At 62.6% G+C, this 18,808-nt stretch carries 16 protein-coding genes and 1 pseudogene; 6 read left to right on the forward strand and 11 right to left on the reverse strand.

Going from position 1 to position 18,808, the window contains the following annotated elements:
• Window positions 1–311 precede the first annotated feature (311 nt).
• Window positions 312–645: pseudogene (locus HH310_RS44260) on the reverse strand (transposase); the annotation flags it as partial.
• Window positions 646–763: 118 nt separating this feature from the next.
• Here HH310_RS44260 and HH310_RS29945 point away from each other — a divergent pair.
• Window positions 764–1,378, forward strand: coding sequence for a TetR/AcrR family transcriptional regulator (locus tag HH310_RS29945; RefSeq protein WP_169179044.1), 615 nt, complete (start codon window positions 764–766; stop codon window positions 1,376–1,378).
• Between the two features lie 34 nt (window positions 1,379–1,412).
• Here the strand turns inward: HH310_RS29945 and HH310_RS29950 are convergent, their stop codons facing one another.
• Complete coding sequence (locus HH310_RS29950) at window positions 1,413–3,281, reverse strand: AfsR/SARP family transcriptional regulator (protein WP_169179045.1); 1,869 nt, start codon at window positions 3,279–3,281, stop codon at window positions 1,413–1,415.
• A gap of 139 nt (window positions 3,282–3,420) precedes the next feature.
• Here HH310_RS29950 and HH310_RS29955 point away from each other — a divergent pair, with 139 nt between their 5' ends.
• Entirely contained in the window at window positions 3,421–4,464 is a 1,044-nt protein-coding gene (locus tag HH310_RS29955) for a methyltransferase (protein WP_169179046.1), read from the forward strand.
• A gap of 150 nt (window positions 4,465–4,614) precedes the next feature.
• Here HH310_RS29955 and HH310_RS29960 read toward each other — a convergent pair whose 3' ends face one another.
• Window positions 4,615–5,634, reverse strand: a complete 1,020-nt coding sequence (locus tag HH310_RS29960; RefSeq protein ID WP_169179047.1) for an aldo/keto reductase — start codon at window positions 5,632–5,634, stop codon at window positions 4,615–4,617.
• Between the two features lie 141 nt (window positions 5,635–5,775).
• On the opposite strand from HH310_RS29960, the gene HH310_RS29965 reads away from it, so the two are divergent.
• Window positions 5,776–6,624: a helix-turn-helix transcriptional regulator gene (locus HH310_RS29965; RefSeq protein WP_169179048.1), complete on the forward strand. Its 849-nt coding sequence runs from the start codon at window positions 5,776–5,778 to the stop codon at window positions 6,622–6,624.
• A gap of 1,289 nt (window positions 6,625–7,913) precedes the next feature.
• On the opposite strand, the gene HH310_RS29970 is transcribed toward HH310_RS29965, so the two are convergent.
• The 5 genes from HH310_RS29970 to HH310_RS29990 all read right to left on the reverse strand — a co-directional run bounded on the left by HH310_RS29970 (window position 7,914) and on the right by HH310_RS29990 (window position 12,605).
• Window positions 7,914–8,540, reverse strand: coding sequence for an LUD domain-containing protein (locus tag HH310_RS29970; RefSeq protein ID WP_169179049.1), 627 nt, complete (start codon window positions 8,538–8,540; stop codon window positions 7,914–7,916).
• Between the two features lie 657 nt (window positions 8,541–9,197).
• Window positions 9,198–9,830 carry a TetR/AcrR family transcriptional regulator gene (locus HH310_RS29975; RefSeq protein ID WP_169179050.1) on the reverse strand — a complete coding sequence of 211 codons (633 nt, stop codon included), beginning with the start codon at window positions 9,828–9,830 and terminating at the stop codon, window positions 9,198–9,200.
• A 312-nt stretch (window positions 9,831–10,142) separates the two neighbouring features.
• Entirely contained in the window at window positions 10,143–10,475 is a 333-nt protein-coding gene (locus tag HH310_RS43310) for a cupin domain-containing protein (protein ID WP_211192780.1), read from the reverse strand.
• Window positions 10,476–10,778: 303 nt separating this feature from the next.
• The gene (locus HH310_RS29985; protein WP_169179051.1) at window positions 10,779–11,087 is read right to left on the reverse strand and encodes a hypothetical protein; all 309 of its coding nucleotides are present in this window, start codon (window positions 11,085–11,087) and stop codon (window positions 10,779–10,781) included.
• A 123-nt stretch (window positions 11,088–11,210) separates the two neighbouring features.
• Entirely contained in the window at window positions 11,211–12,605 is a 1,395-nt protein-coding gene (locus HH310_RS29990) for an FAD-binding oxidoreductase (protein ID WP_312034409.1), read from the reverse strand.
• Between the two features lie 783 nt (window positions 12,606–13,388).
• On the opposite strand from HH310_RS29990, the gene HH310_RS29995 reads away from it, so the two are divergent.
• Entirely contained in the window at window positions 13,389–13,811 is a 423-nt protein-coding gene (locus HH310_RS29995; RefSeq protein ID WP_169179052.1) for a nuclear transport factor 2 family protein, read from the forward strand.
• A gap of 442 nt (window positions 13,812–14,253) precedes the next feature.
• Here HH310_RS29995 and HH310_RS30000 read toward each other — a convergent pair whose 3' ends face one another.
• Window positions 14,254–15,147 carry an alpha/beta fold hydrolase gene (locus HH310_RS30000; protein WP_396027553.1) on the reverse strand — a complete coding sequence of 298 codons (894 nt, stop codon included), beginning with the start codon at window positions 15,145–15,147 and terminating at the stop codon, window positions 14,254–14,256.
• Between the two features lie 181 nt (window positions 15,148–15,328).
• Between HH310_RS30000 and HH310_RS30005 the strand changes: the two genes are divergently transcribed.
• Window positions 15,329–15,505 (forward strand): hypothetical protein, encoded by a 177-nt coding sequence (locus tag HH310_RS30005; protein WP_169179054.1) that lies wholly within the window; start codon window positions 15,329–15,331, stop codon window positions 15,503–15,505.
• 322 nt (window positions 15,506–15,827) lie between these two features.
• Here HH310_RS30005 and HH310_RS30010 read toward each other — a convergent pair whose 3' ends face one another.
• Both HH310_RS30010 and HH310_RS45000 read right to left on the reverse strand, forming a co-directional pair.
• Window positions 15,828–16,931 carry an NAD(P)/FAD-dependent oxidoreductase gene (locus tag HH310_RS30010; RefSeq protein ID WP_312034410.1) on the reverse strand — a complete coding sequence of 368 codons (1,104 nt, stop codon included), beginning with the start codon at window positions 16,929–16,931 and terminating at the stop codon, window positions 15,828–15,830.
• Between the two features lie 171 nt (window positions 16,932–17,102).
• Window positions 17,103–17,234 (reverse strand): hypothetical protein, encoded by a 132-nt coding sequence (locus HH310_RS45000; protein WP_282438569.1) that lies wholly within the window; start codon window positions 17,232–17,234, stop codon window positions 17,103–17,105.
• A gap of 1,070 nt (window positions 17,235–18,304) precedes the next feature.
• Here HH310_RS45000 and HH310_RS30015 point away from each other — a divergent pair.
• Entirely contained in the window at window positions 18,305–18,808 is a 504-nt protein-coding gene (locus HH310_RS30015) for a helix-turn-helix domain-containing protein (RefSeq protein ID WP_169179056.1), read from the forward strand.

The raw sequence follows: 18,808 nt of genomic DNA on the forward strand, positions 1-18,808 counted from the left end.
GGTTGGCTGACCACTACCGACAACACCAATCGCAACCTCGCCAGTGCGGATTACTTGCGGTAGCTCTGACTTTACACTTTACTACTCAGCCCGCTGCGGCCCGACGAGTCATATGTCACATCATCAATCGAAGACGCCGTACCCAACCTCATGGACGTCGATGAGCTGCGACGAAGCATCGTGTCTGCCGAGCAACCGGCGACCGGCGGAGTTCGCCGCAGCTCAGACACCGTGCTGCCACGGTTATTGGTTGAGCTTCGCCTCGAACATCCCTGCTAGTACCCTGACCACGAACGTTGAGGTGTCGAGGGTCAAGCTGCTCGGGCCGTAGTTTGGCCCCAGCGGCATCGGCGTTCGCTGCGGATGCGGGCGTGTTCGAGGCGTTGCGCCGCGAGGACGTCGGGGTGGCGGGCTTGGCGTTACGCCAGCACAGGTATCGGTGCAGGTGACGGGTCATGGCCGGATGGTTGCGGTGGTTCGAGCCGGCGATCACGAAGGTGCGTAGTGGCCCGAACTGAGCCTCGATCGGGTTGGCCCAGGAGGCGTAGGTCGGGTGAAACACAGCTCGACCTTGTTACTGGCCGCCCACGCCCCCATCGTTGCGCCTTTGTGCGCGGACAGATCGTCCAGGATGACGTAGATCGGAACCTTCCTTGAGGAGCATCGCCCGTACTGAATCTGCACTCGGGTGCAGAACTGCACTCGAGTGCACCATACTCTTGTCTGCGAGGATGGAGGCAATACAGAACGAGGAGCTCGCACGATGACGCTGGACACAACTGGACGGCCGGTCGGCGCCGGGTCGGCGCCGGTGACACGGGAACGGCTGTTCGAGGCCGCGATCGAAGTCATCACCGAGCGGGGATACGACCGGGCGACGATGGAGGACATCGCGACGAAAGCAGGCGTTGCTCGTCGCACCGCCTTCAACCACTTTCCCGCGAAGTCCGACATCGCAGTCGAGTGGGCAGTCAGGCGCGCCCACGATGCCTTTGGCCTGGCACGCCATAAGCGAACAGGCACTGATCGGGTGCGCGCCTACTTCCACGAGCTCGCCGCCATGAACGAGCGCAATTGGGAACAGACCCGGCAACTCACCAGAGGCTTGCTACGCAGTTACGGGTCGCCGAGCCATCGACCACACATGCCTCAAGAGCTGCGTGACTGGCTCGAGGAGACCGCGCACGCGTGGCCCGGGAGCTCCCTCCCGGAGGGGATGACGTATCCGACGCTCCTGACGGAGATGCTCTATGACATCTATCAGGGCGCACTTCTTCGACGAATAGGCGACGACCTCAAGCCAGGCTCGTTCATCCGTGAGGTCGACGCCGGAGTCAGCCTTGTTCTCGCCCGGAGCCTCGGCAGCTCTACTCAATGACCCGCCGGCAGACCCTGGACACGCAGCGAAGCCATCAACCGTTCGAGGGCCACTCCGGTGCGACCGCGGATGCGGATTTTCTGAGAAGGATCTTCTGCCGATCCTCGGAACTGTCCATCTCCACGCTGAGGCGATAGGCGAGCCCGCGGACCAGGGCCGGGAACTGAAACCGGTTGGGTCCGTTGCTCCGCGCAAGATGAAGGCGATGTATGGCCAGCAGCGCCGCAGCTGCCTCATGGGCCGTGATGCCCAGCAGATCTGCAGCCGACGCAGGGGTGATGTCGCCGGCGTCAAGCCAGGCAAGTAGCCGAAACACTCGTGCGTGGGAAGGGATGAGGCGCCGATAAGGTCGGCGAGCCCGCTCTTCTGCTTCGATACAGTCGTCCTGCTCAGCGCTGGAGGAATTCAGCTCGTTGATGATTTGCTGCTTCGCCGCGTCCAACGGGAGATGAGGGTGTATCGCGAGCCGGTTGGCGACGATCCGGATCATCATCGGGTTTCCGCAGGTCATCTCAATGATCTCGCGGGCCTCGCCCGGCTCGTTCCGCAGCCGCGCAACGCCCACCGTTTTCGCCAGCATCGTCCAGCTTTCGTCATCGCTGAGCTGCGGAATGGTGAACCACTCCGTTCCTGCCGGATGCCAGTGCCTCGTGAAACTGGTGATGATCGCGGCACTGCCGGCACCACCGGGCAACAGGTGGCGTATCTGCTCACCGTCGCGGGCGTCGTCGAGCACGATGAGAACTCGGCGCGCAGCGAGGACGTCCCGCCACTGCGCTGCCCTATCAGCGATTCGATGCGGCATCGCGGCGTCGGCGGCCGTGAACGCGCGTAGGAACGAGCCGAGCACGGCGTGTGGATCGGCAGGATTGGCGGTTGAGCCACCCAGATCAACGAAGAGTTGCCCGTCGGGAAAAGCATCGCTCAGCTTGGCGGCGACATGCACAGCCAGCGCCGTCTTGCCGACGCCGGCAAGGCCTTCCAGCCCGACCAGCGGCACTCCGTGCGGCCGGGTCAGCCGCTCGGTCAGGTCGGCCACAAGTGATGATCGCCCGACGAAGTCCGGCACATCTGATGGAAGCTGCCGCGGTCCGCGATTCGTATATGGCGATGGGGCTGCGCGGACGGCCACGGTGTTCGTCACGGCGCCCGAGGGGAGCAATGTGGGATCTCCTCGCAGCATCTTGGTGTGCAGCTCTTGGACCTCCGGCCCCGGCTCGACTCCGAGTTCCTGCCGCAGATCGCGTTGCAGCTCTCGGTATGCCTCGAACGCTTCCGCACGTAAGCCGGATCGGTAAAGCGCCACCATGTAGAACTCGTGGAGACGCTCACGGAAGGGATACACGGCGATCACGGTAGGGAACTCCGCGAGAATCTCGCGGTGGCGGCCGAGCTGCAACTCAAGACCGAAACGTTCCTCCATGACGGCCGCACGCTGATATTTCAACCGGCTGCGTTGCGTGTCGGCCCAGATACCGTCGACGCCGGCCAGTGGTTCCCCGCGAAACAGGGCGAGGGCTTCGTTAAGACGGGCGAGGTGCCTCTCGTCGTTCATGCCGATCGGAAGATGAGTAGCAAGCTCACGAAACCGGAGCATATCCAGGTTTTGCGACGACACCGGCATGGAATAGCCGTTCGCGACGGTCTCGACCGCTTGCGGGTCAGCGACCAGCGCGGCCCGCAGCCGCGAGACGTGGGTACGCACCGTCTTGACCGCGGAAGCCGGTGGCCGGTCACCCCAGACGACGTAGGCGAGTTCCTCGACCGTGGCCTGGGCCCCCTCGTGCAGCAGCAAGGCCGCCAGGACCGCTCGCTGCTGTGGTGAACCGAGGCGGACCGCCATCTTTTGCCCCTGCCACGCCTCGACTGGGCCGAGAACTCCGAAAGTCAGAACGTTGCCCACTTGCCAATCGTCTCTCGCCGAAGCCCCGCACCGACGTCCGTCGGCCCGGCGACCGATCACAATCAGCTCACAGACCAGCGACAACCCTCGACTGATGCGGTTGCGGCGTCATTTCCACCATGCAGCACGAGGACAAGCAGTGACGAACCCAACTCGAACGCCTGCCACCAGCCCCGACGAGGAGGCTTCCGCAGAAGCCATCCGCCTGACGCTGATGGCGCAAGGCTTCATGCATTCGCAGGCTCTGTACGTCATCGCCCGGATGGGGATCGCCAACGAGATGCTGGAAAGCCCCCGCACCATTCCGGACCTGGCGGCCGCCGTCGGGGCCGACACCGACTCGCTGCGGCGGTTGATGCGCATAGCGGCGAATTTCGGGCTGTTCCGTGAGGTCTCTCACGACACCTACTCGGCGACAAGCATGGGAAGACGCCTTGCCGCCGACGTTGAGGGCTCCATGGCAGACCTGCTCATCACCTGGATGGAGAGCCACTACGAGACGTTCGGACACCTCATCCGGCGAATCCGTACCGGCGAACCCGGCTTCCGTGCGCTAAACGGCACAGACTTCTTCACGTGGCTCGAAGGAGACCCCGAACAGCTCGGCTACTTCACGCGAGCCATGCGAAACTTCACGGAAGGCGTGCTGACCCCGCTGCTGAGTGATTATCAGCTACCCCCGGGCCGGCTCGTGGTCGATCTCGGTGGAGGCGACGGCAGCCTCATCGCAGCACTCCTGAAAGACGAACCGGACCGCAAAGGAATCATTCTCGAGCGACCAGAGTTGACGGCGCCGGCCCAGGCCCGGATGAGGGCCGAAGGCCTCGAAAGCCGGGTCCACGTCATCGCCGGCGACTTCTTCGAGTCCGTCCCCACCGCAGATACGTACCTGCTGAAGTACATTTTCCACGACTGGAACGACGAGAACTGCGTTCGGCTCCTGAACTCGATCAGCCGGGCTGCGCAGCCTGGCGCCCGAGTCATCGTCATTGAAGGTGTCATTCCGCCTGGCGACGAACCGCACCCCGTGAAGGCTGCCGACCTGACCATGCTCGGCATGCTCGAAGGTAAGGAACGGACCGAGGCTGAGTTCCGCACTCTGCTCACGGCCGCCGGCTTCCGACTCGACCGTGTTGTCCCGACGGCAACCTTCTACTCGATACTTGAGGCGACCAGGCTCTGAGGCCGATGAGGCCCGGCCAGGCCAGACCAGCAGGATTGGCCCGGCCGGGCTGCTCACCACTCCCGGGACTAATCGGCGTACCTCAAGGCACCGATGGCACGGGCAGCGACGGCGCGTCTACGAATCAACCCGCCGGGGCGCCAGGTGAGCTCAGCGCATACGGCGGCGGGTGTGCTTATCCCCCACAGTCGACGGCTGGAAGAGGATGTCTCGCTGATTAAGGTTGACCCCTGGGGGGACGATCTCGTCGATCGCGTCGAGCACATCGTTAGGAAGCACGATGTCGACACCGGACAGCAGATCGGCCAGCTGTGCCGGCGTGCGCGGTCCGATGAGAACGGAGGTGACCGCGGGGTGAGACAGAACGAAGGCGAGAGCGAGGTGGGGCATGGTCATCCCAGCTTCGGCCGCTAACTTGGCGAGTTCTGCGACGGCCGCCGCTTTTGCCTGGTTTCCCGGCTCGGCCGGGTCGAACAGCGGTGTCGCCGGGCCTGCGTTGCGATGGCCTCGCGTAGGGTCGGCCCGGCCCGATAGCCAGCCGGAGCCCAGCGGGCCGAATGTCAACACACCCATGCCGTAGCGGTGCGCGGTCGGCAGCGTCGTGCCTTCGATGCCGCGTAACAAGATGTTGTACGGCGGCTGCTCGGAGCGGATGCGACGGTAGTTACGCCGCTCGGCCAGCCATTGCGCTTCGACGATCTGCTCCGGATGAAATAAGGACGAGCCGATGGCACGCACCTTCCCGGCCTGGATCAGATCCGATAGTGCGGAGAGCGTCTCGTCGAGGTCGGTGACCGGATCCCACCGATGCATCTGATATAGATCGATGTAGTCAGTACCCAGTCGGCGCAGGCTGCCCTCTACCGCCTGCATGATCCACCGGCGGGATCCACCGCGACTGTTGCCGTCCGTGCCCATCGGCATCGAAAACTTGGTGGCGAGGATGACCTCGGCACGCCGTCCTTTGATCGCCTTCCCGACGATCGTCTCACTCTCGCCAGCGGAGTAGACATCCGCGGTATCGATCACGTTGATGCCGGCATCCAACGCTGTGTGGATCATGTTGACCGATTCATCGTGATCAGAGTTGCCCATCGAGCCGAGCATCATCGTGCCGAGGGCGAACTCGCTCACTGACATGCCCGTGCCGCCGAGGATTCTGTGTTTCATGGTGTCTCCACTGGTGTCTTGGCTTCGTTCAGTCAATCACCGGAACAGGTCGGTGCGCCTGTGCGTGAGAGGCACCAACGGACCCCCTCTGAGTGGTCTGGCAGGGCGGCCCGCGCAGCCGGGCGACATACGCTGGCGGTCATGAGCGAGAGCAATACGGAGCTTCGGAGCTTCCTGCGTACGCGACGGGCCAGGCTGGCGCCTGCACAGGTGGGCCTCGCCACGCAGCAAGGCATCCGCAGAGTGCCGGGGTTACGCCGGGAGGAAGTCGCCCGCCTCGCCGGTGTGAGCACGGACTACTACATTCGCCTGGAGCGCGGCCGGAGGCTCAACGTGTCGGAGTCGGTGCTGGAGTCGCTAGCTCGCGCGCTGCGACTCGACGAGACCGAACGCACCCACCTCTTCGCCCTGGCGACGGTCAAACGGTCCGGCTACCGACCGATGCCAGTGCAGCACGTGCGACGCGGCCTGTTGCAGACTCTCAACGCACTGACCGACGTACCTGCACTGGTGATCGGCCGCCGCTGCGACGTGCTAGCCAGCAACGCACTCGCCCGCAATCTCTATACCGACTTCGATTCGCTGCCGTTGGGCGAACGCAATCTGGTCCGGTTCCTCTTTCTCCATGATGCCGCACGGGACCTCTACGTCGACTGGCAAGAAGCTGCGCGCGACGCCGTTGCAGGCCTGCAGCTCTACGCTGGCCGCAATCCGAACGACCGTCATCTCGCGAAACTTGTCGAAGAATTGTCGGCACGGGACGCGAATTTCCGCCGCTGGTGGGCCAGCAATGACGTACACCAGCACACCCACGGAGCGTACCGTCTTCGCCACCCGGCCATCGGTGCGCTGACCCTCCACTATGAGACACTCGCGAACACCGCCGAGCCGGAACAGTTCATCGGGCTCTACACCGCCGAGCCGGGCTCTTCCTCGGAACAGGCGTTGCGCCGTCTCGCGAGTTGTACAACCACGCCGTCAAGGATCTAACCGGCGTGACCCCAGGGAGAACTGTCCCGGCTATGTGCTGACCTTAGCGGGCCGACCTCCCGCCCCGCTCTGTAGCGCGAGCACCCGTGCTCGAGCCGTGGCCGGCGCGGGAACCCTGTACCCATAGGTACTTCGAAAAGTGGGAAGCGGACCACTGTCCAGCCCGCGCCACTTTCCCGCTGCAAAAGTGATGTGAAGTATTTCTTCCGCGTCGTGCTCGACCTCCGGTTGTGGAAGATGGCCCCTCGTCGCGCGGTAGAACCACTGGTATAGGTCTACCGAAGCGAAGAGAGCGTCGTGCGGAGGCTTGGGAACGGCGGCAGATCCGTGTCTGCTAGTAACGCCAAGATTGTTCAGGTCGTCGAGGTACTGGCGGTAGGCCCGAAAGGCAAACCGCAACTGCTCGGCTGTATAGGCTGACACGCAGGCTTCCTTCGGGTTGCGACATCCAGTGGGTTTCGCAGGGTCACCGAGGTAGCAGATGTCATCGGCAGGCGACGGATGGATCGTCCTCATCCTGGTTGGAAAGTTATCTTCTGGCTACCTGTCTATCAAGCCAGATGGTGAGTGATCCTGATCATCCGCTAATCAGTCGCATAACGAAGCGCTTGCACACCGCGCGGTGCGCCTGCTGACCGCGGACGCAAGTTGAGTTCGCGGACGTCTCCTCAGGTAGCGGTAGTGGCCGCAGCAGGTCGTCGCAGGGCGGTCATGAGTGCTGACCTATGCAAACCGGACGGACTGCGGGCTTGTTTCGTCGCGTTGCCCCGCGGAGATGACGCTGCGATGACTGGTGTCGTCACGCCATCGACGACGTCCGACGCGCGCTCTGCTCGCCCGGGGCACGAATGTATCGCCGTCGCGGTGTGGCAAACCGGAGTGACTCCGAGTCCTATGTGCGGTAAGCGGTACGTCCGGGTTAGATCAGCCAAGGAAGGACGATCTGGCCGGCCTCGTCGCCTTCATCGACCCGACAGTCAACTTCGATGGTCTCGCCGCCGCCGGCAGTTCCCGGGTCGGCGAACGAAGCATGCCGACCCGGGAGTCCGTTCCGGGCTATTCCACCGAACGACTAAGTTCGGCAGCTCATAGCGTGACACTGGGCGGAGATATTTGATGCTGGTGGTGCGTGCGGCAGACGAAGCCTGAGCCTCGGCCCATCTCGGAGCGACCGCAGTGCCGCCACCGCGCGGGCCGGCCGAGTGGTCACCCTCCGTCGGTGTCATCACGCGTCATCTTGGTGCTGTGGGCCGAGGATTGGCGCGTCCGTAGGACAGCCGCGTAGCGTTTCAGAACCCGATGTGCCGGCGAATCAGGACGATGTGGATTCGGCCGGGCTGCTCGCGGTGGATCTCAAGGATCTTGCCGACGAAGCTATGAACCCCGTACGCGTCCATGACCCGCGCGTCTTCGCGTGGCAAGCTGTGCTCGTAGATTCGCTCACGTGCGGCTTCGAGCGTGGGCACGATCTTCTGTGCACCGGCGACGAAGATTACGTTGGCTGCGCCCCAGGCATAAGAGGCATGCTGACTGCCAGACATCGAGGCAATCAAGAGGGCTCCATCTTGGGTGATCGCGTGCACACTCCCGAGCGCGAAATCGGCGTGGCCGCTGATGCCCTTCATCTGCTGTGCCTGCGTTGCGGGGTCTAAACGAGCCATCTCGGCACGCGCCGAGACGTAGGGACCGCCGCTGTCGATTGCATCGACGATCCCTGTTTCGCCGAGCGTGACAGAGGAGTTCGTCATCACGGACGCCCCGTGCGGGATCCGAGCGAGAACGACGTCGCGCGCAGAGTCAGGACTGTCGACAACCTCGACGCTGAATCCGCTCTGCTCGAGGGCCTCCACGGTTTTCGTGAGTGTCTGGTCATCGGGCAAGGTCGCAAAGCGTTCTGATTGCTGCGCTGAAGTCATGGCTTACCTTCTTCATAACGAAACGCGCGATCGGGCTGAAGTCCGTCCCGATGAGGACTGCACCGAGCGGGCGCTTCCTGGTCCTTGACAGCTGTCAAGTCGGTCGATCACCAGATTACGTCTGACTTGACAAATGTCAAGTATGCATTGTTGTCTTCACAAGCACTCTCGCTCACAGCCCGCAGCACGCAGGTGCGACGCAACCCCGACCCCGTGTGGCCACGCGCCGACCATCCACTTCGACGCCAACACGATGGAACTCGGCATCGAGCGCCCGCCGGCGGATGCCGTGACAGCAGGCGTGATCCCCGTCGTCGCCTTTCAGCATTATCGGCGCCCGCCGTTCCCACTTCTGATCCGGCAGCTCAGGCGCCGCAACACAACAACATCGACCTACGTATCCGTCAGGATGCGCTCTAGCACGAGGGGTCCGGCAGTTGACCGGTGGTCGTCGCTCCGGCCGCAGGAAACACGGATCCCGCTGCGCGCTTGCCTGGCTCGGAGCTGGTCGGCTGAGGTTCCAATCGCCGGTACAGCCGTCTCGCCCGGATATGTGGACAAATCCCTGTCGGAGGTGTGTCGCCTCGGTTGCCAGCCGGCTCCGGTCAGCAGTCAGGGGCGGCTCCGCGTCCCGGTAGACGCTGCCGGCCGACGGACCTACACTGCGGCGCCGGTTGTCCGTGGTAGCAGCCCGTCTAGGAGCAGACGAGCCATCAGCTCCGCCCGCTCGCTACGTCCAGGCGTCGAGGAAATTCCCAACCGTCGCACAAGCGGATCGTGGGTCAATGCCAACGCAGACCCATTGATCGCGGCGAACACCACCTCGAGTGGTGCGTCCGGCATCTGGCGCGCCACCATAAGCCGCCTGAGGATAGGTTCCAGAACGGTAAAGAAGGGCTGAATGTACAGCACATTTATATAGTCCAGGCGATCCGACTCACGTGCCGACTCATCCGCGATGATCCGGTTCACCTCCGGTACCTTGCTTGCATGACGAAAGAGTTCGAACACAATACCGCGCAGGAGCTGGTCGTCCGGCAACGACTTATCGGCCGCCCAAACCAAATCATCACGAAGAGAAGTCATTGCGGCGTCCACCACCGCCCGCCAAAACTTGCCCTTGGAGCCAAACCGAACATTGATAAAGTTATGGCTCACGCCAAGCCGCCTGGCCAGCACCCGCACCGACGCACCCTCGTAACCCAACTCGGCGAAAGCCTCGAGGCCGCGCTTCAAGATATCTGCCTCAGACAGGGTGATCGGAGCGTTACGCTCCCCAGGGGTTGCCACCCGAGTATTGTTTCATCCCGCCCCGTCACATGCTCTTGGGTACTGCTTCAAGGCATCCGCTTCCACTCGACGCGTTTGGGACAGAGCGTCTTGGGTGAGCCCGAGGTGCGGCCGGTCGGTCCGTGTGGTGTATGCATCGCTCGCATCCGTCCTGACGTTCGACGGACCGTCGCGAACCCTCGAGCGCTCGAAACGTCGTGCGGCAGCCTTGGTACCGACATCGACTCCCCATAAGGTGAGCGCCTCAAGCGAAAGGCATCGGCTCGACACATAAGTTGATTCGCTGGAATCAGCTCAGCGCCAAGAACAGGATTATGTTGCTTCCGGAACGTTGATCACCCCTGTCAACCGGACCATCTCTTCATACCTGGCGAGCTGGTCGTCGTCGACTTGCGACGGCGGCGCCTGGCCGTACTGGACCGGTTGGGCGTAGTCGGCGATGACCTGCTCGGGCCCAGGAGGAGTGAACATGAAGATCATCCTCGCTGCGTGGGCGCCCCTGTTTTTGAAACGATGGCGGATCCCCCGCGGAACGTGGATAAAGTCCCCGGCACGAGCGGTGAAGACGTGGTCACCGTCGAGAAACTCCAGTTCACCGTCAAGGATCCTCCTCCTCGGGGTGAACATGGGCTTGAGGACCACCACCGGCAGGCACCGTGGCCACGATGAAACCAAATCCACCGTTCGTCTGTGCCCCGGTCGCCTTAATGGTGTAGACGTCGCCCACCGCCCACACCGTTGGGCCCTGGCCAGACGGGACGTAGAGCGCGCCCCGCCTGTTCCACTGCGGGTCATTGGCAGGGAGTTGAGCCAATGAAAAAGTCATAGGGACGTCTCTCGATTCTACGGTGAGACATGTGGTACCAGCTGCCCTCGATCACGGAGATAGCGGCTTGACACTTGTCAACATATCTTCAATTTGACAGTTGTCAAGTCTCAGCGGTGTGGTCAGTCAAAGCTGGGTGGCCTGCCCCGTTCATGACCGACATCGGCGAGCAGGGATCTGGAGTGGACACAGGCGTGCAATGCCGCGAGGTGGCGGTCGCCGACCTGACGGCGACCCGGTAGCGCACGTTCCGGTGCAGGTTCGTGGCGCACGTCGCCGCGGGCCCACGCGTAGCCGGTGGCAATGATCCAATCGTTCTTCACGCGGCGAGCGTCCACGAAACTGGAATTTCCATACGCTCCGGGTGCGGAGGTGAGACCTTCGCCGCGGTCCGGCAGAACCACCATCATCCAACGGTCAATGATCATCATCACGGCCAGCCGACGCGCCCGTTGACACTCAACCCGAAGCGCTTCTCAGACAGGCTCTCCGGGTGTCGCCTACCTGTTGCCACACGTCATTGACTCGTGAACGAGCTTCCGGCACTGCTGCGTCTAACTCGACATCGGCCGAATGTTGTGGTTCATGCGGAACATGTTGTGTGGGTCAAAGCGCTTCTTGATACCAGCAAGCCGGTCATAACGCTCGGCGCCATATACGAGGCGCACCCCCTCAGACGTCGTCGCTTCGTCCTTGGAGAGAAAGTTCAGCGCGCGGCGACTGTCGACCACCCACGGCTCGAACGTGTCGACCATGCGCTCGAGCCAGCCCTGCAGCGCACCGGCCTGATCGGGCCCGCCCATCCCGAGACCGAACAGCACGAACGGAAAGCCCCGGCTGGGCACCGCATTTGCAACCAAGGGTTCACGATCTAACGCGCCACCGAGAGCACGGATCTCGACCATCAACAGCGGGTTGTTCGTTCCCGGGCCGGCAAACTCCACCATGGCATCGACCGCCTCTGCGGAGAACTCCCTCATCGTGGAGGTGCGGTCGACGTACGGCAGCGGATCTGCCGGATCCAGGTGGATCAGCGGAGTCTCGGTGTACGGGCGTATCGCGATCATGTCGAGTACCGGGGGCGCGACCGCGCGGATCGGTGCAAGCAGTCGATCGCCGTCGGCGGCGGACCCCAGATGGGCAAACCTGACGTGCAGTACAAACGCGCCCTGCAGTGGCTGCGGCAGCTCCGGCAGACGTGGCAGGCGTAGCGCCGCGAACGATGTCGTCGCCTGCTCCGGCAGCGTGGGTGCCCAGGTGCTCCAGGCGCTCAACACATCAGCCATCCGCTCACCAGCGAAGAACACCCCGCCGCCATAGAACTCTGAGATCGGAAACAGCCCGAACTCGATCGCCGTCACCACACCGAAATTGCCCTTGCCACCGCGCAACGCCCAGAACAGATCCGGATCCTCATCCGCGGTGACTCGTCGCAACTCTCCATCTGCGGTCACGACCTCGATCCGTGAAACGTGATCCGCCGCGTACCCGTGCGATCGGCCCAATACTGGACTCTGGCCACCGCCGAGGGTGTAGCCGATGACGCCGACCGTTGGAGACGAGCCGCTAATCGGGGCGAGGCCGTACTTAGCAGCCGCCGCGATCGCGGCGCCCCAGCGGACGCCGGGCTCGACCCGGGCAGTGCGAGTGTCCGGGTCGATCCAGACGCGTTGCATCCTGGAGGTGTTGATCAGAACAGCGTCGTGTGCGTTGTTGACTACCTGATGCCCGGTTGCCCGTACGGCCACCGGCCGGTCGTGTTCGGCGGCGAACCGCACCACGGCCTGCACGTCGTCGGCGTTGGTGACGCCGACGACGACGGCCGGCTCGATCTTATTGTTCAGGTTGTACGAAGAGACCTCGGTCGCATACCCGTCGTCCCCGGGAAGCAGTACCGGCCCCTCGACTACCCGGCGCAGTCCAACAACATCAAATCCTTCTACCGTCACGGCCCGGATCCCCGCTCTCAGCACTTGGTCAATCCGATCGGCGACCGACGGTGATGCGGATCGCCGATCGTCGTCCTAACTATACTTATTAACGGTTAGGCCACGTCTGTCGTGGAGTCTTAAGTCACATCGAATGGCACATGTTGTCGTTACTCGGCACGCAAACTAGGCCTCGGCAATGTCGACAACACGAGGGACGGACTCTGCCGGATGGTCGATCCAGCCCGTCCGGGCTGACGATGACCATCCGTTACTTGAGGTACTCCCTGATGGTGGCGACGCCCGCGCCCTAGACACGGCGGTCCGCGTCCCAGCAAGCGATAGCTCTCGACCATCGGTCGATCAGCTGGGCTTGAACACGCGTTTCCCATTGTCATGGCCATGCGTGGGGCGGCGGCTCGGTAACCCTGGTTGGACAGTTGATCGAGGTAGGTTCCCGGTCAGACCTCTCGTTGATCACGCGGCTCGTAGCCGAGGCCGGCGGCAACTGGAAGCGCGCAAAGATTCACTACGGCGCCTCGGAGTTTGTCGGCTACGGTGAGCTCGATTTAGCTCCCGACCGAAGTGGACCGGGGCCCTCCTGATCACCAGACTGCGGCGAATGCCGAAACGTTGCAGACCGGTCACGGTTCGTTGAGTGGCCCATCACCGACAATCGACTGATTCGCTGGGTAGGTCCAAGATCCCTCAATGTCCGTGTCTGACGCTTTCAGTCGGCTGACTGACGACAGTCCGGCTCACCGTGACATAGCCTCGATAGGTCATTCACAACGGAGGGTCACTATGGTAAACGCAAGGGTTCAATCGGACGACACCCGCGAACGCGCCGAAGAGTTCTTACATCTCCTCGGCGGGGATGACGTCGACCGTATCAAGGACCTCTTCGCTGAAAGCATCGACTGGTACGTACCGGGCGATACTGATCTGCCTTGGACCGGCCCACGGACCCGAGGCTCCGACGTGCCGGCTTTCTTTAAGACCATGAATTCGGCGTTTCGGCCTGGCCAAAGCGAATATGCCGTGGACCACATCATCGTGGAAGACGACGATGCAGTCGTCGTCGCCAAAGCCACACATACCTTCACACGTAGCGGCAAACGCTTCACTACGCCGCTGATCATGCTCCTGCGCGTCAAGGATTCGAAGATCGTTCGCCTTCACCTGTACGAGGACACTTACCTGGTCTCCCGGTCGTTCTCGATCTGACGAGAGGCCATAGCAAACGCGCGCCCAGCGTTGCTTCTCGACTATGTAAGTTCCGACGGCGTCCCAAGGACCCACGGGTGCGGCTGACACCGCCGCCCGCCTTCAAACCGGTGCGACGGCGTCATGCACACAAGCCGTTCGCTGACCGCCGTTTGCGTTTCTTATCGCACCCCGGCGAGGTGCCGGTATCCGCTTCCGGTCGACATCGCCGCCGCATGCCCGACGGGTAATCCTGATCCCGCCGTCGGCATCTGCTGATCATCAATCCTCTCCGGTGCCGGCGCGGCTGCGAGACGACCTGACAGTCAACACGGCGTCCCGACGACGTGCCGCGTACTTCGGCCGGCACCGACTTCGGCGGCCTCATGGACGAACCAGCAGTGGCTCAGGGGTCATGACGTGCCGATGCCGATGCCGTCATCAAGGGATGAAATGAGCTAGCCTAGTTGCCGCGAACGGCTTCACCGATCAGGTCGGCGACCGCATGCGGATGGGTGACCATCGATAGGTGGGGCGCGTCGACGTTGACCACCCGTGCGTTTGCCTGCTTGGCCATCGCTTGTTGTGCCGCCGGCGGGATTACCTGGTCGGTCGTCCCCACGAAGGCCCACGACGGGATGGTTGTCCACCCAGGTATGCCTGTAAACGCCTCGGAGAGTGACGACAATGTCAGTGGACGCTGGTTCGCGGCAAGCGCTGCAACGGTTGCGCCTTCGAGGCCGCTCACGAAGAGCTGGCCGAAATAGTCGGCCTTGACGTAGACGTCAACGTCGATCGTGTTTCCTGAGGCGTCATGGAGCGGCACCGCGGTGACCGACCGCTCCGGATCCAGAGTCGATCCTGGCTGAGAAGCGGTGAGCTTCATGACGGTGTCACCATTCACCGGTATGTACGCGTTGACATAGACGAGGGCGCTCACGTGCTCGTTGTTGGCGGCGGCCGCGGTAATGACCATGCCAGCGTACGAATGGCCGACCAGCACGATCGGTCCAGCAATCGTGGCGAGATAGTCCTCCAGATATCGGCTGTCGTAGTCGATCCCGCGTAGTGGGTTGGGCGCGACGACGACGGTGTAGCCCTCACGCTGCAACTGATCGGTGACGGCTGCCCAGCTCGAGCCGTCCGCCCACGCTCCGTGCACCAGCACGACCGTAGGAACTACTCGCGACCCGCTCCGGGAAAATTGATCTTGGTAATCGGAGTGCTTTGACATGAGGATCCTCAAGTTGGTGCGATATGTGCGGACTCTTGCCTGTCGATCACGAAGAGCCGAGCTGTCTTGAACGAGAAGTTCACCAATAGAAGCCCCACGCCGACACTGATGTGATACCAGCATCGAGGTGTGGCGCGAATGATGCTTGAGTCAAGTGACTGAATCAGCTTGATTGGCATCTGCTGCAAAGCAGATGAAGACACGCGCCGTCGCGGCACGGGCACTTCTTCGGAGGCGGTTAACGCATCCACACTAACCCATCACGCGCCTAACTATCAAGTTTAATAGTCTGCAACTTCCCTACTTGGGCATCGATACGTCCTCGGCCGCCTCCGGGCTCGCGGCCACCACCGACTCCCTCCCAGCCGCCGCGCCAGCGGAGGCGGAATTGCATCGGCCAGCTACTGCTGTGCTCAGCATCACGCTGCCGCTGGACACCACGGCCTTCGTCGACCACCGCAAGATCCCCTCACCACGGTAGCCTTCGCCTCCCTCGTAGCAGGGTTGATCAACGGCGCTTGGTGCTGAGCGCAACGAGCACCGCGCCAACAACGTCAGCTGGACCCGAAGCTCCAGCGCGACATGTGCGGCCGCGTGGCGTGACAGACAAGTGCCTGGCCGTTTTTTCTCCTGCGACATCCGGGTCCGGCATCGCGGAACCCGCTGAAGCCGGCCCCGGGCCAGATGCTGCGGCTACGCAGTCTCCGGCAAATTCGGAGATCGCGAATCAACTACGCGCGCAGAGCCGTCGGGCCCCGTCGTGCTCGGCCTCGCAACGCGTGCGTGCGAGAGTGCTACACGGGTTAGCGCCATGCTCTCCCATCGCGAAGCGGTCCGAACACCTCGTGGTAGGCCTTGGGCCCCGCGATCGCCATATTGCGTTCACGCACATTCGCAGGCAACGCCAATGCTTGAGAGAAACGATCAGTCATGACCTGGACATGCTGGACGCGCTCGCGGCGCCGTTGTTGGTATCGCACCCCCGCGGTATCCCAATCGCCCTCGCTCAGCACCTTGGCAAGCGCGAGTGCATCCTCAACGGCGAGAGCCGCGCCTTGTGCCCACACGGGCGCGGTTGCGTGCGCGGCGTCACCGATCAGCGCTACACGTCCACGCGACCATTCGTCGGTCCGGACCTCCTCGATCGGTGAATGGTGCAGGACCTCGCGATGATGCCGTGCGTATGCCAAGACCGCCTTGACCGGCTCGGGGTAGTCCACAAAGGTTCGGTCCAGCCATGACGGATCCGCGTCGACCTGTCCGCCCCCGGTGGCGGAGGCGAACGCGTAAACCTCGTCGCCATCAACCGGTATCAGAAGAAATGTGCTGCCCGCACCTGACCACATCGTGTAGCAATCGAGTCCAGGGTTAGGCGCCATGATGCGAAAGGCCGCGGTACTGACGACCGCGGCACGTGATCGATGCCCAGGGAAAACAGAACCGCGGACTACGGACCGTACGCCATCCGCGCCGACAACGAACCCGTACCGTTCCACCTGACCGCCGACGAACGTGACCTCAGCGCCACCATCGCGTGGACGTACCGATTCGACAGCCGCTGACCGTCGGGTGTCATCGTGTTGCATGTCCAGCATCGCTAGCAAATCAGACCGACGCACGCAGCGCGGACGGGCGTGTGGACCCCAAAATTCGTCTTCATTAATCTCAAATAAGAGTGTTCCACCGGACGACCGGTACTCGCGGCGGCGGGTCGGTTGACCGACCTTGTTCAAGCGGTCGCTCAGACCCAGATGGGCGAACGCGGCCACCCCATTGCCCGCCAGGTTGATGGCCAACCCCGGTGCCGAAGTACGTGCGGCCCGCTCCACGACCACCGCGCGTATACCTCGGTTGCGTATCGCGCGAGCGATGGCCAAGCCAGCGACGCCCCCGCCAGCGACGAGCACAGAATCGGCTCTCAATATAGGTTTCCTTTGTACGACGACACAACCAGATGGAAGTGGGCGGCGACGAACGATGTCCCGAGGCGCTCGACACGCCGGGCAGATACGTGGCCGAAAAGGACAGATGACCAGTGGGGTCCGTCGGCGATGACCTTCGCCAGCTCGTCGCGACCCTCAGCCTTCAGCCCCGAAGGCCATATTCGTGAATACGCCGTTCGGGCGAAGCATGCAGTGGAAGGCCGCACCGTCCTGATCCTCGGCAACCTGGTACAGGTGGTGGATGAGCTGTTCGTTGCCGTGCGACACGACGATCTCCTCAGGACTAATTTTTACTGGTCGCTAAAAAACTAAGACACGCGACGTCGCCATGTCAAGGTTTGTTGCCAAGACGGCGGCCGCACTCTTGCTACGGGCTGGCAGTTCGTCAGCACGCGCGGTCGTGGACCCACACGGACGGACCTGGTTACACTGCCAGAATGAGGGCCGATCGCGAGATATCGACTCGGTCGCGTGCTGTAGCCTGATGTGGTAGGCGAAGACCATCGGCAGACCCGGCTCCGCGGCCAGCGTTGCGCCTGCCGTAAGCTGGACGCTTAGATCCGAGCTTCTGGCTCTCCGCCCGGCCAAATCCATGATCCCCGTGACGGTTGGCGATATTCCTCGTTGGCGGCTGGATGGGTACCACGACGCAAGAACCCGGGCGGCCGGTTCATACGATGTGCCCCGACAGTGGCCGATCCCCAGATCGATATGTGCCAAAAAGTATGAGGTCGTGAACTGTCCGGCAAGCGCGTACGGCATGTGGTTTACCGCGATGCCGGACCCGACTCGGTTGACGCCGTGGCCGGCTGCCACGCGAATCGCGACCATCGGTCGGTTGGAATGAGGCGTATACAAGGGATATCGCGCTCGGCATACCAGTGTCGCTGACAGCCCGGCCGCTCCACTCACTGGACGACCCGGACGATTCCCTCTCCGTCCACCATTGGAGACCTACCGACAAGGGACGAGATCTCCCGAACAGACAGTGGTAGATCAGACCTGGTTCTGGCTACCGTTCATGATATTCAGAGGACCGCGAGTTGATTACCGCAGGTGCTGGCCAGCCTCAGGGGGTTTAGCCAGTCGCGACCAGAGGTCATAACCCTGCCGAGGTAGCTAATCCATCAGTGCACGCACTGACGCCGGCCGTCCCGGGAGTCGGTAGGCCACCGTGTAGCAACCGTACAGCGCCGGCCGACTCAACCGACGGCTGGAGCAATTGCTGAAACGCTGGCCCTTCGGCTGAAGGACAAGGTAAACAGACACCCTGACTTGATGATGTAGTAGCCAGTTCCTGGACTTCTAGTTTCCTGTCACCGCAGTGGAGGAGTCGTATGCATACCAGCTTCGAAGGAGAACTCGGGGATCGCAGCGCCTGGGCACTCGAGCATTGCTCGATTGCGATGACGATGGACGCCATCGGCCAGCGGTCATCAATTCTGATCCTGCGCGAGGCGTTCTATGGGATCACACGTTTTGATGACTTCGTGCGCTTCACCCAGGGCTCCGAAGCAAACGTCGCCGTCCGCCTCAAGCACCTCACCGGCCTGGGATTGTTCACCAAGCACCCATACCAAGACCACGGCAAGCGCACTCGCTATGAATACGTACTAACTGACAAAGGCTCGGACTTGTTGCCAGCGCTGTTCGCCCTCCTGCAATGGGGCGATAATTATCTCCAGCCGGAAGGCACCAGGCCCTTGCGACTGGAAGAGCGCGCCACTGGAGAGCCTGTGAGAATAGTGGCACGCGGCGCCTCCGGTACCGACCTGTCCCTCAACGACATCGCGATCATCATGGACAGCAACCGAGCTAGTGCCCTGACCAAGAACGTTTGA

The sequence above is a fragment of the Actinoplanes sp. TBRC 11911 genome (assembly GCF_012933445.1).
Taxonomy (GTDB): domain Bacteria; phylum Actinomycetota; class Actinomycetes; order Mycobacteriales; family Micromonosporaceae; genus Actinoplanes.

What these genes read in the sequence shown, in the direction of transcription:
- HH310_RS29945 (WP_169179044.1), top strand. Translation starts at nt 764, where the DNA reads ATGACGCTGGACACAACTGGACGGCCGGTCGGCGCCGGGTCGGCGCCG.
- HH310_RS29960 (WP_169179047.1), bottom strand. Translation starts at nt 5,634, where the DNA reads ATGAAACACAGAATCCTCGGCGGCACGGGCATGTCAGTGAGCGAGTTC.
- HH310_RS29965 (WP_169179048.1), top strand. Translation starts at nt 5,776, where the DNA reads ATGAGCGAGAGCAATACGGAGCTTCGGAGCTTCCTGCGTACGCGACGG.
- HH310_RS29970 (WP_169179049.1), bottom strand. Translation starts at nt 8,540, where the DNA reads ATGACTTCAGCGCAGCAATCAGAACGCTTTGCGACCTTGCCCGATGAC.
- HH310_RS29985 (WP_169179051.1), bottom strand. Translation starts at nt 11,087, where the DNA reads ATGATGATCATTGACCGTTGGATGATGGTGGTTCTGCCGGACCGCGGC.
- HH310_RS29995 (WP_169179052.1), top strand. Translation starts at nt 13,389, where the DNA reads ATGGTAAACGCAAGGGTTCAATCGGACGACACCCGCGAACGCGCCGAA.
- HH310_RS30000 (WP_396027553.1), bottom strand. Translation starts at nt 15,147, where the DNA reads ATGCTGGTATCACATCAGTGTCGGCGTGGGGCTTCTATTGGTGAACTT.
- HH310_RS30015 (WP_169179056.1), top strand. Translation starts at nt 18,305, where the DNA reads ATGCATACCAGCTTCGAAGGAGAACTCGGGGATCGCAGCGCCTGGGCA.